Annotated in this window: 12 protein-coding genes; 10 read left to right on the forward strand and 2 right to left on the reverse strand. The window is 65.5% G+C overall.

What is annotated here, in order from left to right; genetic code table 11:
* Positions 1-47: 47 nt before the first annotated feature.
* From ACIBG0_RS05515 to ACIBG0_RS05560, 10 genes are all read left to right on the forward strand, one after another.
* Entirely contained in the window at positions 48-371 is a 324-nt protein-coding gene (locus ACIBG0_RS05515; RefSeq protein WP_397029487.1) for a putative quinol monooxygenase, read from the forward strand.
* Between the two features lie 32 nt (positions 372-403).
* Positions 404-1405, forward strand: a complete 1002-nt coding sequence (locus ACIBG0_RS05520) for an NADP-dependent oxidoreductase (RefSeq protein WP_397029489.1) — start codon at positions 404-406, stop codon at positions 1403-1405.
* A 15-nt stretch (positions 1406-1420) separates the two neighbouring features.
* Positions 1421-2047 (forward strand): TetR family transcriptional regulator, encoded by a 627-nt coding sequence (locus ACIBG0_RS05525; protein WP_397029490.1) that lies wholly within the window; start codon positions 1421-1423, stop codon positions 2045-2047.
* Positions 2048-2065: 18 nt separating this feature from the next.
* Positions 2066-3298, forward strand: coding sequence for a PucR family transcriptional regulator (locus ACIBG0_RS05530; RefSeq protein WP_397029492.1), 1233 nt, complete (start codon positions 2066-2068; stop codon positions 3296-3298).
* 128 nt (positions 3299-3426) lie between these two features.
* Positions 3427-4905, forward strand: coding sequence for a class I adenylate-forming enzyme family protein (locus ACIBG0_RS05535; RefSeq protein WP_397029494.1), 1479 nt, complete (start codon positions 3427-3429; stop codon positions 4903-4905).
* Positions 4906-4938: 33 nt separating this feature from the next.
* The gene (locus tag ACIBG0_RS05540) at positions 4939-6699 is read left to right on the forward strand and encodes a DUF3556 domain-containing protein (protein WP_397029495.1); all 1761 of its coding nucleotides are present in this window, start codon (positions 4939-4941) and stop codon (positions 6697-6699) included.
* Positions 6696-8147, forward strand: coding sequence for a phytoene desaturase family protein (locus ACIBG0_RS05545; protein ID WP_397029497.1), 1452 nt, complete (start codon positions 6696-6698; stop codon positions 8145-8147). The genes ACIBG0_RS05540 and ACIBG0_RS05545 overlap by 4 nt, the downstream gene beginning before the upstream one ends.
* Before the next feature lie 328 nt (positions 8148-8475).
* Positions 8476-12024, forward strand: coding sequence for an AAA family ATPase (locus tag ACIBG0_RS05550; protein ID WP_397029499.1), 3549 nt, complete (start codon positions 8476-8478; stop codon positions 12022-12024).
* 642 nt (positions 12025-12666) lie between these two features.
* The gene (locus tag ACIBG0_RS05555) at positions 12667-13632 is read left to right on the forward strand and encodes a hypothetical protein (RefSeq protein WP_397029501.1); all 966 of its coding nucleotides are present in this window, start codon (positions 12667-12669) and stop codon (positions 13630-13632) included.
* Positions 13629-14273, forward strand: a complete 645-nt coding sequence (locus ACIBG0_RS05560) for a class F sortase (protein ID WP_397029503.1) — start codon at positions 13629-13631, stop codon at positions 14271-14273. The genes ACIBG0_RS05555 and ACIBG0_RS05560 overlap by 4 nt, the downstream gene beginning before the upstream one ends.
* Before the next feature lie 325 nt (positions 14274-14598).
* On the opposite strand, the gene ACIBG0_RS05565 is transcribed toward ACIBG0_RS05560, so the two are convergent.
* Positions 14599-14967 carry a hypothetical protein gene (locus ACIBG0_RS05565; RefSeq protein WP_397029505.1) on the reverse strand — a complete coding sequence of 123 codons (369 nt, stop codon included), beginning with the start codon at positions 14965-14967 and terminating at the stop codon, positions 14599-14601.
* 38 nt (positions 14968-15005) lie between these two features.
* Complete coding sequence (locus ACIBG0_RS05570; RefSeq protein WP_397029506.1) at positions 15006-15413, reverse strand: MarR family winged helix-turn-helix transcriptional regulator; 408 nt, start codon at positions 15411-15413, stop codon at positions 15006-15008.
* Positions 15414-15521 lie beyond the last annotated feature (108 nt).

Genomic DNA, 15521 nt, shown 5'->3' on the forward strand with positions numbered 1-15521 from the left:
GCTGAATCTGCCCGATTCCGAGAAAGACCAATACAAAGGAGTAACCAGTGGCCGACCCGTATGTAGTGGTAGCGACCATGATTGCTGAGCCGGGGCAGGAGGAACTCGTCGAGCAGACCTTGACGACCGCGGCTGCGGCAGTGCACGCCGAACCGGGCTGCCTCATGTATGCGTTGCACCGGAAGACCGGGACAACGGGCCATTTCGTGATGATCGAGAAGTGGGCATCGAAAGAGGCCCTGCGTGCGCACGGTGGAGGCACCGCAATGCGCGAGATCGGGCAAGCGTTGGCCACCGCCCTCACCGGCCCGGCCGAGATCTCGGTCTTCGACCCGCTTCCGGCCGGCGACCCCGAACTCGGCGCTGTCTGACCCGGTCTATTCTGCGAAGAAGAGGAGTTCACGTGACAACAACCCAGCAGGTGCGGCTCGCGAAACGGCCGTCGGGGCTGCCCGACGCGGGCACATGGAACCTGACGACCGAGGAGCTACCCGCGCTGTCCCCTGGCCAGATTCTGGTCAAGGTTGATTTCATCTCCCTCGACCCGGCGATGCGCGGCTGGCTGAACGACGTGCGATCCTATGTGCCGCCGGTCGGTGTCGGAGAGGTCATGCGATCGCTGGATATCGCGACCGTTGTCGAGTCGACGCATCCGGACTTCGCCGTTGGCGACGCCGTCAGCGGTACTTTCGGCGTAACCGAATACGCGATCCATAATGGCCGCGGGGTGCAGAAGGTCGATATGAGTACGGCGGGCGGCCCGACCTGGTTGGGAACGCTCGGAATGCCGGGGATGACAGCCTATTTCGGTTTGCTCGAGGTCGGTGGGCTGCAGGCCGGAGATACGGTGGTAGTTTCCGCGGCAGCGGGTGCCGTCGGCAGCATCGCTGGTCAGATCGCAAAGATCAAGGGCGCGAACGTGATCGGGATCGCGGGCGGCCAAGAGAAATGTCGGATGCTGACCGAGGAACTCGGCTTCGACGTGGCTATCGACTATCGGAACGAGAACGTCCTGCAGCGGCTGCGGGAGGTCGCCGCGGACGGAATCGACGTCTATTTCGACAATGTCGGCGGTGACATCCTCGATGCCGCGCTTGCCAATCTTCGGCGCGGCGCACGCGTCGTCATCTGTGGTGCGATATCGGCATACAACGCGGAGAAACTACCTCCGGGACCTTCACGGTATATGTCGCTGCTGGTTCACCGGGCGTCCATGACGGGCTTCGTCGTTTTCGACTATGCGGACCGCTACGGCGAGGCGGTCGCGGAGATCTCCGGTTGGCTGGCCGAAGGCAGGATCAAGAGCAGGGAGCATGTCGTGGACGGCGGTGTCGCCCGCTTCGGTGAAACCCTGAACATGCTGTTCACCGGTGCCAACACCGGCAAACTCGTGCTCACTGTGTAGAGCCATACTGTCCAGGTGACCGATACAGAGGACCTCTCGCGCGCGGACCAGACCCGTGCGCGGCTGCTCGACGCGGCGGTGGTTGCCTTCGCCGAACGCGGCTTCCACGGCTCGACGACCCGCGACATCACCTCGATCGCCGGGGTGAGCACGGGGGCGATCTACGTGTACCACCGCTCCAAGGAAGAGTTGCTCTACGAGATCTCGCGCACCGGTCACCTGGACACCCTGGAGCGAATCCGCACTGCCATCGCTTCGGCGCAAGACCCCGCCGCCCAACTGATCGCGTTGATGCGGGAATTCACGATCCATCACGCACGCGCCCACACCGTGGCCCGGATCATCAACTATGAGCTCGCCGCTCTGAGCCCAGAACATCAGCAGGAGATCAAGGAAATCCGGCGCGCGATCGAAGGAGAAGTCCGGAGCTTGATCCAGCGAGGTGTCGCCACCGGGGTATTCGAGAACTCGAATTCCCACATGGCCGCGACCGCCCTGCTTTCGCTGGGAATAGATATCGCGCGCTGGTATCACGAGGGTGGCTCCTGGTCACCGGAGGACATCGGCGACTATTACGCGGAGCTTGCGCTACGAATCGTGGGCGGTCGGAAATCGAGTCCGCCCGAGCGCGGTCCATCGTGAATATCGCAAGGTGATCACATGCAGAGCGACGCCGCAGAATTGCTCGCGCGGATCGCGGGCGGACTGAGCCGACATGCGCTGGGCTTATCCGAACGTTTGACCGAGCAGATGCTCCAGATCGAGCCAGAGTTGCGCGGCGACAGCCGGGTGGAGTCACTGCTGCGCGCCAGCGTCACCGGCAACGTCGTGATCGCGTTGCATATCTACGAACTGGGGCTGGACATCGACGAGATCGATGCGCCGGCGGAGGCGTTGGAGTACGCCCGTCGCATGGCCCAGCGCGGCACCTCGATCACCGCCCTGCTGCGGGCCTACCGCATCGGGCAGCGACTGTTCAACGACCACATGCTCGGTGAGATCACCGCCACGACGAACGACCTCGACCTGGTCACAGCGGCGGTGGCCGAAATGACCGACCGCTCGTTCGCCTATATCGATCGGGTCTCCCAACAGGTTGTGACCGCCTACCAGGACGAGCGGGACCGATGGCTGCAGAACCAGATGGCCGTCCGCACCGCTCGGGTGCGCTCGATCCTGTCCGGGCAGCGCGTCGACCCGGGTGACAGCGAGCGTGCCCTGGGATATCGGCTCGACCGAACCCATTTGGGCCTGGTTGTCTGGTCCGACGCGGGCGTCGATCAACTGCGTGCGGCAAAACAAGTGGCGACGACAATCGCCGAGCAGGTGTCCTGCCAAGGACAACCTCTGCTGATCCCGGCCGACGAATCGACCCTGTGGGCGTGGCTCCCGCAACCGGAACTCGAAGTGGATCCCGCGGCGGTGAGTACTCCGCGGGCGACATGGGTGACGGTGGGCAGACCCGCCGCTGGGCTGGAGGGCTTCCGACTCACCCATCGTCAGGCGACACAAGCACAGGCGGTCGCGATGTCGGCACCGGAACCGCAGCGTGCCTCGGTGTCGTGTTCGGCACAGGTCGGGCCGATCGCGCTGATGTGCTCTGATCTGGCCGCCACGCGAGCGTGGATCAGCGAAATCCTTGGGTCGCTGGCGCGTGACGACGATGCCACGGCACAGCTGCGCGAGACCGCGCGTGTCTTCCTGGAAACCAACGGCAGCTTCCAGACAACCGCTGAGCTGCTGGTACTGCACCGCAATACGGTCCAGTACCGGATCCGCAAGGCGGAGACGGTGCTGGGGCATTCACTGCGGGAGGGACGGCTGGACGTCGAGGTCGCCCTGCTGGCCTGCCGATGGCTGGGGTCGACAGTGCTGCAGCCCGTGGGTGACTGAGTCATCCGTCGTGCGGTGCGCACGATCACTCCGGCCATCTTCATGCGCTCGCGATATGGTCCAGGTCACATCACCTTCCTAACGTGGCATGCACGCCAGCGAGCTGCTGCGTTAGCAAGGAGATCGACATGCATTTCGCCGCCCTCCCGGATGTCCGCGCCGGAATCTTCCCCACCAAACCCTGTCTTGCCGACGACGACCTGGGGCGGATCAGCAACGCCGAGTTCCTCGACCTCGTGCGGAAGTACGCCGATCGGTTGTCGCAGGCGGGGATCGGTGTCGGCGATGTTGTCGCCGTAATGCTGCCCAACCGGCTCGAATTGATCGTGGCAATGTTCGCGACCTGGCGGCTGGGGGCCGCGGCGACGCCGATCGCCCCGTCATTGACCCCGGCCGAGGTGCAATATCAGTTGACCGATTCCCGCGCTCGCGTACTGGTCTGCCTTGATCACGGTGAGTCCGGCAATGTCCATGCACCGCAGCGGCTTTCGGTGCCAGAGCTGAATCAGCACGAAGGCCGCGTCGGTGGTGCGGAGGCGACCGAGTTCTCGAATGACGCGCTGGCGTTGATCATCTACACCAGCGGTACCACCGGACGCCCCAAGGGCGTCGAGCTGACGCACGCGAACATCATGGCGATGGCCGAGACGATGGTCGCGGGCATGCGGCTGACCGCTGATGACCATAGTCTGCTGATTCTGCCGCTGTTCCACGTCAACGGCATCGTGGTCAGCGTGCTGTCGCCGCTGCTCGCCGGCGGCCAGACCACTATCGCGGGCCGGTTCTCGCCGCGGACCTTTTTCGACAGGGTCGAGGCAGCGCGGCCGACCTTTTTCTCGGCGGTGCCCGCCATCTACGCCATGCTGTCGGCGCTGCCGGCAGAGATCCGGCCCGACACCTCCTCGGTCCGATTCGCCCTGTGCGGTGCGGCTCCGATGCCGGTCGAACTGCTCGCCCGGTTCGAGGAGCGCTACGGTGTCCCGATCTACGAGGGCTATGGCCTGTCGGAGGGGACGTGCGCGAGCACGGGAACTCCGCTCGGCGGTGTCCGCAAACCCGGCACCGTCGGTATCGCCCTGCCAGGGCAGGAGATCGCCGTCGTAGACAGTGAGGGCAATTTCCTCGGTGACGGATCGGCGGGCGAGGTCGTGATCAAAGGCCCGACCGTGATGCGGGGATATTTGGGTCGGCCCCAGGAGACGGCGAAGGTGATCGTCGATGGCTGGCTGCACACCGGAGACGTCGGCCGCATCGACGCCGATGGCTACCTCACGCTGGTCGACCGTATCAAGGACATGATCATCCGCGGCGGCGAGAACATCTACCCCAAGGAGATCGAGGCCGCGATCTACACCCATCCTCGGGTGCTGGAGGCCGCCGTGATCGGGCGACCGCATTCCATTTACGGCGAAGTACCTGTCGCCTTCGTGTCCTATCGCGATGGGGTCGGGATCGAGCCGGAACAGATGCTCGATCATCTCCGGAAGTCCTTGGCGGAGTACAAGATTCCCGAAGTAATCGTGACCGTCGACGAGATCCCGAAGAACCCCGTCGGGAAGATCGACAAACGGACTCTGCGCGCCCGCTCGGTCGAAGCGCGCCTCTGACACCCCTCGGTTTCCACTCGAAAGAAATTTGCCATGGGATTCACAAAACCGGATCTTCCGGACATCGACTACGCCGAATGGAAGACCCGCCCGCGCGGCGAACGGATCCGCACGGTCGCGGAACACTGGGTCGAGCACGGCTTCGGCACTCCTTACGCCGTCTACCTGCTCTATGTCGTCAAGTGCGCCCTGTACGTTCTCGGCGCGGCAGCGGTGATCTCGCTGACCCCTGGACTCGGAGCGTTCACCGACATCACCTCATGGTGGACCGAGCCGATTGTCTACCAGAAACTGGTCGTGTGGACCCTGCTGTTCGAAATCCTCGGATTCGGGTGTGGGTTCGGGCCGCTCACCATGCGGTTCTTGCCGCCGGTCGGCGGACTGCTGTACTTCCTGCGCCCCGGCACCCTGCGCCTGCCGCCGTGGCCGGGGAAGGTGCCGTTCACCCGAGGTGACGAGCGCGGCATCATCGACGTCGTCCTGTATGCGGTCGTCCTCGGATCCGGCATCTGGGCGCTGCTCGCCCCTGGTCATGGCGCTGCGCCGGTAGCGGGTAGTCACGTAGGCCTGCTCGATCCGACGGTCGTTGTCGCTCTGGTTGTTGCCCTCGGCGTGCTGGGTTTGCGTGACAAGACGGCATTTCTGGCCGCTCGGTCCGAGCACTACCTGTTGATGCTGCTGATGTTCTTCGCCCCGTTCGCCGACATGATGATCGGATTCAAGCTGGTCATGCTGGCACTGTGGTGGGGTGCGGCGACCTCCAAGCTCAACCATCACTTCGGACACGTGGTAGCGGTCATGATGAGCAATAGCCCGGTCATGCGGATCACATGGCTCGAGCGCAAGATGTACCGCAACCCGCCGCAGGACCTGCGCCCGTCACGGCTCCCGGCCCTGCTGGCCCACGGCGGCACGATCGTGGAATACCTGGTTCCCGCCTACCTGGTCTTCCTCGGCCACGGCGGGCCGCTGACCTGGGCGGCGATCATCTTCATGGCGGTATTCCACCTGCACATCATCTCCACCGTGCCGATGGGCGTGCCGCTGGAATGGAACATCTTCTTCATCTTCAGCCTGTTCTACCTGTTCGGACACTACGGTTACCTCCATGTCTCGGGGCTTCGATCTCCGCTGGTGCTCGCGCTGATCCTGTTCTCCACATTCGTTGTCATCCTCGGACATCTTCGGCCGCAATGGGTTTCGTTCCTGACGTCGATGCGCTACTACGCCGGCAACTGGGCCACCAGCGCCTGGTGTTTCCGCGGGGACGCCGAGCTGAAGCTCGAGCAGCAGGTGACCAAGAGCGCCGCACTACCGGTCATTCAGTTGACCAAGCTGTACGGCCCCGAGATCGCCGACATCCTGATCCAGAGCGGGATGGGCTGGCGATCGATGCACACCCACGGCCGGGCGCTCAACGGTCTGATCACCCGGGCCGTCGACAACGAAGACGACTACGCCATCCGCGACGGAGAGATTGTCGCCGGACCAATGCTGGGCTGGAACTTCGGTGAAGGACACCTGCACAATGAACAATTGCTGGCAGCGTTGCAGCGTCGCTGCCAGTTCGAGGAAGGTGAGTTGCGCATCGTCGTTCTCGAATCCCAGCCCATCCACCGGCAACGTCAGGCATATCGCATCGTCGATGCCAGGACCGGGGTCATCGAAGAGGGCTACGTGCTGGTCGGGGACATGCTGGCCCGCCAGCCGTGGCCGGAGCCGGGCGATCCGTTCCCCGTCTATCCTCGCCGCCGCGACGACACCCGGGTTCTGCCCTCGGTGCGTGTGCCATGACCACGGCGATCGTCGTCGGCTCCGGGCCGAACGGACTGGCCGCCGCCGTCACGCTGGCCCGGCGCGGCGTCGATGTCACTGTGCTCGAGGGTGCGGCCACCATCGGCGGCGGTACCCGCTCCGGTGAGCTCACCCTCCCCGGGCTGCTGCACGACCACTGCTCAATGGCCCACCCCATGGCCGTCGGGTCGCCGTTCTTGACCGGAATCGATGCGGCCCGGTACGGATTGGAATGGGCGTGGCCGGAAATCGACTGCGTGCACCCGCTCGACGACGGAACAGCAGGAGTGCTGTACCAATCCGTCGAGGACACCGCCGCGGGTCTGGGTGCCGACGGCTCGATCTGGCGCCGCCTGTTCGCCGGCCCCGCCGCTGGATACGAGCTGCTGGCGACCGATTTCATGCGACCGCTCCTGCGGATACCGTCATATCCGTTGCGATTGGCACGATTCGGCATCCCCACCCTGATCCCCGCCGCCGCGCTCGGACGGCTGTTCCGGACCGAGCAGGGACGAGCGCTATTCGCCGGGAATATGGCGCACGGCTGGCAACCACAGCACCAGATCCTTTCCGCGGCAATCGGTCTCGGCATCACCACCGCTGGTCACCGTTACGGGTGGCCGGTCGCGGTGGGCGGCTCCCGTGCCATCGCGGACGCGATGGCGGCCGCATTGACAGATCTGGGTGGAAAGATCGAGGCCGGCTACTGGGTCGAGTCGCTCGATCAACTGCCGCCAGCCGACCTCGTGATGTTCGATCTCGCCCCGGCGGCGATCGCCGACATAGCCGGAGACCGGCTGCCGTCGCGGGTCTCCCGAGCGTACCGGCGATTCCGGCACGGGCCCGCCGCCTACAAGGTCAGTCTGGCTGTCGAGGGCGGCATCCCGTGGACCAACCCGCACGCCCGCAAAGCGGGAAGCCTGCACGTCTGCGGCAGCGCCGCCGATGTGATCCGTGCCGAACGCGCGATCCATCGAGGCAGGCTGCCCGAGCGGCCCTTCATCGTGGTCGGACAGCAGTACCTCGCAGACCCCGAGCGATCACGTGGAAACTTACACCCCATAGACCTGTACGCTCATGTGCCACAAGGATATTCGGAGGACGCCACCGACCTACTGCTCGACGCGGTCGAACGGTTCGCACCCGGGTTCCGGGACCGCATCGTCGCGACCACCGTGGTCGGTCCCAGCGCCATGCAGGCTTACAACCCCAACTATGTTGCCGGAGATATCCTCACCGGCAACAAGGACATTCGCCAACTGCTCTTCGGCGGGCCACGCATCACCCTGCGCCCCTACCACGTAGCGGACCGGATGTTCATCTGCTCGGCCGCTGTCCCACCAGGGCCGGGAGCGCACGGGATGAGCGGATACAACGCGGCAGCCGCTGCCATGCGAAAGTTCGCCGCCCCCACTGAGACACCTGCCGCCTTCGAACCGGCACCTTGATGCGCTGTCGGCCCCGTCGAAGCCAGCCGCCGAGCGCTGCCCCGGCCGGGATCGGCCACCGATCCGCGATAAACCGGTCACGAAGGCATGCTGCGCCGAAGTATGGACACCCGACCGATATCGGAGCCATTGCTCGACCCGAGCTGAGGCTCGGGCCGAAAATTACACCGCGACAGGCGGATTAGCTCAGAGTGTCGTCATCCGCATGTCCGAGCCGATCACCTCGTCGGTCGGGAGTACCGTAACCACCGACGAGCCGGATCCGTTCTCGCGCAGGAAAATCCGAAAAGCGCTGCAGAGATGACGCGTTCTCCGAAATCATGATGGGGTGCGGACGCGGAGGGCGTGGTCGAGGGGGTTCCTGCGGAATCTCCAGCTGTGGGGCGTCGCAGCGGTGGTGTTGGGACTGGCCACATCGTTATCGCTGATCACGGGGGACAATAGGTCGCTGCTGGCGTTCATCCCCGCATTCGTGGTGGCGTTCGCGAGCTTGGTCGCCCAGGAACTTGTGAAACAGCGGCCGAAGCGGCGTTCGTGGAATTCGGATCGATCGCCGTACCCCGGGCTGGAGCCGTTCACCCCTCTGGACGCTGCGGTGTTCTTCGGGCGATCGTTGCAGATCGAGGAGATAGTGGACCGGATGAACCCGGCGGCCGGCGTGTATGCCCACCGGTTCATCACGGTCGTCGGGCCGTCGGGCAGTGGTAAGTCGTCGCTGGTGCAGGGCGGTGTCATGGCGACTCTCGGTCAGCGCGGCCGCTGGCTCATCGTTCCGGCGTTCCAGCCAGGTGCCGAGCCCGTGGCCGCGTTGGCGCACGCGCTGTCGGAGCTGTCGCCGGCCGGCACCGCGGACGGTATCGAGGCATCCTTGCGCGCCGACGCGCACCGGGCGCTGGAGCGTCAGCTGCGGACAGTGGCGGGACAACGTCGGCGGTTGATCGTGATCGACCAGTTCGAGGAGCTCTACACGCTGTCCGGTCCGGCAGAAGCTGAGGAACTGCTCGATCTGCTACAGGAGACGCTGCACGTCGTCCCGAAATTGTGGGTGATCGCGACGATCCGGTCGGAGTTCCTCACCGATCTGCTCAATTCCCGTTTCGCACAGCTGGCCTACAATCCGGTGACGGTCGGGGTCCTCGACACCGAGGCGCTCGGCCAAGTTATCGAAGCGCCCGCCGAACTCGCCGGGAAGGCGTTCGAGCCGGGTCTGGTCAGCCGCATGCTGACCGAGACCGGAGGCGGCGACGCTCTGCCGCTGCTGGCGTATCTGCTGCATCAGTTGTACGACGCGACCCGCGGACGTTCCACGATCACCAAAGAGGACTATGTCAGCCTCGGCGGGGTGCGGGGGGCCATCTCACGCCGCGCCGAACAAGTGCTCCACGAACTGGCGGGCAGCCACGGCGAGGACGAGGTGTTGCGGACACTGCTGAAATTCGTCACGTGGGAGGGACCTGAGCCAACTCGGCGGCGCGTGCGCAAAGCGGATCTGACCGCTGCTGAAGCACAGATCGCCGACGTGTTCGTCGACGTTCGGCTGGTCACGTCCAAGACCGACGACGAAGGGCCGGTGCTCGACGTCGCACACGAGGCGTTGTTCCGGTATTGGACGCCGCTGAAACAGCAGGTCGAGACCCACGCGGACGAGCTGCGCCGCCGTACCCAACTGGAACGCTGGGCGACGGAGTGGGTCCGGTCCGGGCGTCAGAAGGCGTTTTTGCTGCGCGGTGAACGTCTCGAGACGGCCATGCGCTGGTCCGAACATGGCGACGCGGTACCCGAAATCGAGGAATTCCTCGCCGCATCCCGCAACGACGATCTGGCCTGGCGGGAACGGCTGTCGGATTCCCTTGCCGCGCAGTCCATCTTGACCGTCGAGCGTGACCCGGAGCTTGCGATTCTGCTCGCGATCGCTGCCGTCGAGGAGTGCGCCGTCCGAGTCGCGGCGTTGCGGGCCCTGCACCGGGCGCTGTGGGCGAGCAGGCAGCGAATCGTGTTGCGCGGCCATGATGATTGGGTATGGGGCATCGCATGGTCCCCCGACGGCACGATGCTGGCCTCCGCCTCGCATGATCACACCGTCCGGTTGTGGGACTTGGCCGATCCTGGACAGTCGCGAGTATTGCGCGGCCACACCGATCGGGTGTCGAAAGTGCGATGGTCGCCCGACGGGACGCGTCTGGTCTCGGCCGCGCAGGATCAGACGGCTCGCGTGTGGAGCGTCGCCGACGGGACCGAAGCGTTCATTCTGACCGGGCACACCCATCGCTTGGAAGCGGCCCACTGGCGCGCCGATGGCGAACTCATCGCCACCGCCTCCCGCGATGGCCAGGTCCGGCTCTGGACGGCCTCGGACGGATCTGCGGCCGGCCTGCTCACCGGCCACGAAGATTGGGTTCAAGATGTGGAATTCGCCCCACGTCCCAGGCCGGAAAACGATGGCGGTGGCTGGCCGGTGGCGTCCGCGTCGGGGGATGGTCTGATCCGGATCTGGGCAGCGCTGCCCGGAAACGACCGCGATGATCAGGAGGACGGTGCACCGACGCTGTTGCGCGCTCACCGCGGCTGGGTCGAGTCGGTCACGTGGTCACCGGATGCGACGATGCTCGCCAGCGCATCGCGGGATGCCACGGTCAGAGTATGGGATGTCGCCCGCGCCGAACAACGGTTGTTGATGCGCGGCCACGAGTCCAATGTCGAGTCGCTCGCGTGGTCTCCTGACGGCTCGAGGTTGGCCAGTTGCTCCAGAGACAGCACCATCCGGGTATGGACAGCCGACGAAGGCGAGGAGCACGCCGTTCTCCGCGGCCACGACGACTGGGTCGAGGATGTTGCCTGGTCCCCTGACAGCTCGCGGATCGCCAGTGCCTCACGGGACGGAACCATCAGAGTCTGGGACGCTGCGCCGACCCCTGAAATGGTTCGGCTCTCCGGGCACACCGGCTGGGTCCGTACCGCTGCGTGGTCTCCGGACGGCCGCACGATCGCGACCGGATCGCGGGACGGCACCGCCCGCCTGTGGAACGCCGCCACCGGAGAACAGATCGGTGTACTCGCACACGACGACGAGGTCAGGGGCGTCACCTTCGCGCCCGACGGGCTCCTGGTCGCGACCGCCTCCTACGACAACACCGTGCGGTTGTGGACATCTTCCGGCGATGAGGTCCGCCGTCTCGTCGGGCATCGCGAGGGAGTCCGTCGCGTGCGCTTCGCACCGACCGGTGATCGGCTGGCGACTTGCGGCAGGGACGACACCATCCGGGTCTGGTCGGCCGCCGGGGAACAACTGGCCGTGCTCCGAGGACACCGCGGCATGGTCCGTGCTCTGGCCTGGTCTCCCGACTGCACCCGGCTGCTGTCCGGCTCCAATGACGGCACCGCCCGGATCTGGTCGGTCGACGGTGCCGAGCTCGCCGTCATCACCGCCCACGACAACTCCGTTACCGGTGTCGGCTGGTCACCGGATGGCACCACGATCGCCACCGGTTCCCGTGATCGGCGGCTGCTGCTGTGGGATCCGTCGACGCAGGAGCTGATCCGGGATCTGGGACTTCAGGAGGAGGTGGTTCGCGATCTGGCCTGGGCGCCCGGCGACGACCGTCTGGCCGTTGGACTCGACGACGGCACCGCCCGGGTGTGGGACACCGCCCGAGCCGTGGAGATCGCCATTCTTCGAGGCCATACCGCGTGGACGGAAGGCGTCGCGTGGTCGCCCGACGCAGCCGCTCTCCTCACCGCCTCCGGTGACGGTACCGCCCGAATCTGGACCGTCCCCCCCGATCTGGAGTCCCTTCTCGCCATCGCCCGAACCCGCGTCTTCCGCGCGCTCACTCCAGGCGAACGTCACGGCCATTTGCTGACCGCTCAATCGGCCTGAACCGGACTCTGAAGGCCACTCGCTTCAACGGCGTTCGGCCGCGGCGATCTCCTCGGCGGTGGGTTCGGCGCCGTTGCCACCGCGGCCTGGTCGCGGACCGCGGCATCGGGAACGTAACCATCGGTGTTCGGCGAGTTCCGGCGGTGCGCTCTGCTCGGCGAGACCACGACTGAACCGCGCCCCAACATCACTCCGTAGAGCTTTTGGTCCCGGATCGACGCCCATCTGCGCACAGCGCACGTGGGACCGGCACCGCCGCAGCGGTTGAGAAGCCGTGCCGCTGCCCGGTACGGACTCCGGTTGTCCTCCACGAGATTTCACCGTCCGGGTACGTGGCGTCTGGCGAAATCCGTTGAGGGCGTCAGCAATTCCACTTACATCATTAGCACCGAGTTTCCTATATCCGCGGGGCTGATTAGGGGATTTCTCGGCAGCCCCTAATCGGTTTAGGGTCTTGTTCCTACGTTCGGTCTCGAATACCCCTGGTTACGTTTCAGTTGACGGCTCTGCATGTGGCTTGAACGGCGGTTATGACCGAATTGGCGACAGATTCGAGATTTATGGGCAATTTTCCGTAACGCAAGACGGGATACATCCGACGGAGAGGTTGTCGAATAACAACTGCTGGAAGAGAACTGAACAATGTCGGCAAGGACTTTCTCGGCTGCGGTGGTCGTCGCGGCCGCGGTCGTTGTGTGCGCATCGGCGGCTGCTGCGGACCCTACGACGACAACGGCTCCCGCCCCGGGCATCGATCTCGGAGCCGACGCCGGCGGACAGATCGGCGGCGGTGCTGGCGCCTCGGCGACTATCGGCGCGGGCGCGCCAGGCGGGGGCACCGGAAACCTCGGTGGGGGACTCGGTGTCGGTGGGGGCGTCGGGACGGGTGTCGATGTCCAGGGTGGTGGCGGGCTCGGCGGCGAAGTCGGTGGATCTGTTTCACCGAGTGCTGGCGCAACACTGGGTGGCAACGCCGGGGGTGGCGCGCAGGCCGGCGGTAACGGTAATACCGGTGGCGGCGTCCAGGCCGGGGGCAACGGGAACCTTGGCGGCGGTGTGCAAGTCGGTGGCAACGCCGGCGGCGGCGGGCAAGTCGGTGGGAACGCTGGTGGTGACGTTCAGGCGGGTGGGAACGGGAACCTCGGCGGCGGCGTCCAGGTCGGCGGTAACGGCGGCGGTGACGTACAAACTGGCAGCAATGGGAACCTAGGCGGGGGCGTGCAAGCGGGGGGTAACGGCAACGTCGGAGGCGGTGGGCAGGCTGGCGGGAGCGCGGGTGGCGATACCCAGGTCGGTGGCAATGCGAACCTCTTTGGCGGCGGCCAGGTCGGTGCGAGCGCCGGGGCCGGTGGGAGCGGGAATCTCGGAGCGGGCGTGCAAGCCGGTGCCGGTGTGCAGGCTGGCGGGCTGGGTGGTATCGACTTGGCTGCTGGAGCGGGTGCGGCCGGCCCGGACACGGTGTACGGCATGGCCATTCCCGTGGGCGCGACCACTGGAATCCCCGGTGGCCCGGCAGTCACCGACCTGGTCCCGCCCGGCGGGTACGTGATCCCCAAGGGTGCGCCCGAAACTGGCGCCGGCGGTATGGCCGGGGTGACCAGACAGTGACCACCTCCGACATACAGGCCGTGCGCACGCTGACCTCCCGCCGGAGGATGCACGGCGTTTTCGTTGCCGTAGTGGTGGTCACTGCGGCGCTGGTCGCGGGCTGCGGGTCGTCTGCCGGCACCCGCTCGACCCCGAGCACAAGCGTTGCGGCCGCGCCGACCACCGGTGTGATGACAGCGGCGCCGATCGGCCGGTCGACTCCGGTGTCATTCAAGATCGCTTCGATCAACGCCTCGGGGTCGTTGATCGCGACGGGCCTCAATTCCGACGGCTCGGTACAGGTGCCCGCGGATTACCAGCAGGCTGGCTGGTATCAGAGTGGGCCCGCGCCGGGTGAGCAGGGCTCGGCGGTCATCCTCGGCCACGTCGACTCCTACCAGGGGGCCGGGGTGTTCTTCGATCTGAAGAAGGTCAAGCCGCGCGACATGATCGACGTGACCCGCGCGGACGGGAAAACCGCGCATTTCAAGGTCACGGACGTTCGGATGTACCGGAAAACCGAGTTTCCCGACCAGACCGTGTTCGGCGCCCGCGGCGGAGCGACACTGCAGATCGTCACCTGCGGTGGCGAGTTCGACCAGACCGCCAAGAGTTATCTATCCAACGTGGTCGTGTTCTCCTCACTCGACTCGGTCACCTAGACGCTCGGATCCCGAACGGCGCGGCAGCCGCGGCGCACCAGACGTGAACCCGCCACCTCGTGGAGCCACCACGGCCGCGAAATCCGCATCGTGTATGGCCGTTCACGGGCGAAAACCATGGGAGGAAATGCAGCCACAACGACCTGATGCACTCCCGGTGGATGAGGTGGCGTGGGGGAAGTTGCCTGAGTTGTTGGTGGTGAGTGAGCAAGTGCGGCAACATCCTTGGGAAGCATTGGGAGACCTACCGCGCTGCGGGGAGTAGGGGAGCGGTCGCGGAGGTGCCCGCGGTGGCCTGCGCTGATCTTGCCCCGGTTTCGTGTGCTCACATCCAAGGAAAGCGAGCGCGGTCGGGTGGTACCCAACCGGTCCTGGCCTCCCCGGTGGCCAGGGTCGCCGGATGGTAGAACCTCGTCAGGAGACGTTTGTCGAGCAGGGCCGGATTCCGTGCGAGTAAAGCCAGAAAATCATCGTCGGGGTGTTCGGCCATGTGGTAGCCGACCGACTCCACCCAGGCTCGGCTGACCGTCGCGTTGTACTTGCGCGGAACTCCCTGGTAGCGGGTTGTGCGGCGAAGGCCATCACCGATCAGGTCGATAGCTGCCGCGACGCCGTGGCCGCGGACGGTCAGCCAGGTCAGCAGTAGGTGTTCGCGGTGGCCGAATCGACCCGTATCCGAAACTATCTGCGTCACAAGTGAATCGAAATCTGAACGGGTGTCGCGATGCTGGTTCATACGGAGACCTCTGCGAGGGCGCGTAAGCCGGCGCGCAGACCGGCGATCGTACCTTCCGGTAGGCCGGTGAAAGCGCGACGCTCGAGATCGGCGATTCTCCGGCGGATCGCGCGTGCCACCGTGTGCCCAGATGTCGTGAGTTCGACCAGTACCACCCGGCGGTCTCCCGCCTTTGTGACCCTGTCTATATGGCCGCGGCGTTCCAGGCGATCCAGGACGCTGGTCAATGTCGTCGGCCGAGAACCCACCTCGGCAGCCAGCTCCGAGACGGTGCGGCTGCGGCCGTCGGCGAGATTGGCGAGCGCATTGATCTCCGACGGGTTCAACTTCGAATCCGCGAGTTCGGACGTGAGCACCTGCAGGGTAGCGTGCGTAGCGCGTTGCAGTTCGAGCAGAACAGACAACTGCTGATCCTCATTTACCACGATTTCGTACTATACGATTTCGTAGCAAATCGAGCAAGTCTCGCCCAGGCCGCGCTGGTCCATATCGGCCATCGGCAAGGATCTGAT

The sequence above is a fragment of the Nocardia sp. NPDC050630 genome, from assembly GCF_044457245.1.
Classification (GTDB): domain Bacteria; phylum Actinomycetota; class Actinomycetes; order Mycobacteriales; family Mycobacteriaceae; genus Nocardia.

Excerpts from the sequence above, each read along its gene's own strand:
- ACIBG0_RS05535 (WP_397029494.1), top strand. The coding sequence starts at position 3,427 with ATGCATTTCGCCGCCCTCCCGGATGTCCGCGCCGGAATCTTCCCCACC.
- ACIBG0_RS05540 (WP_397029495.1), top strand. The coding sequence starts at position 4,939 with ATGGGATTCACAAAACCGGATCTTCCGGACATCGACTACGCCGAATGG.
- ACIBG0_RS05545 (WP_397029497.1), top strand. The coding sequence starts at position 6,696 with ATGACCACGGCGATCGTCGTCGGCTCCGGGCCGAACGGACTGGCCGCC.
- ACIBG0_RS05530 (WP_397029492.1), top strand. The coding sequence starts at position 2,066 with ATGCAGAGCGACGCCGCAGAATTGCTCGCGCGGATCGCGGGCGGACTG.
- ACIBG0_RS05555 (WP_397029501.1), top strand. The coding sequence starts at position 12,667 with ATGTCGGCAAGGACTTTCTCGGCTGCGGTGGTCGTCGCGGCCGCGGTC.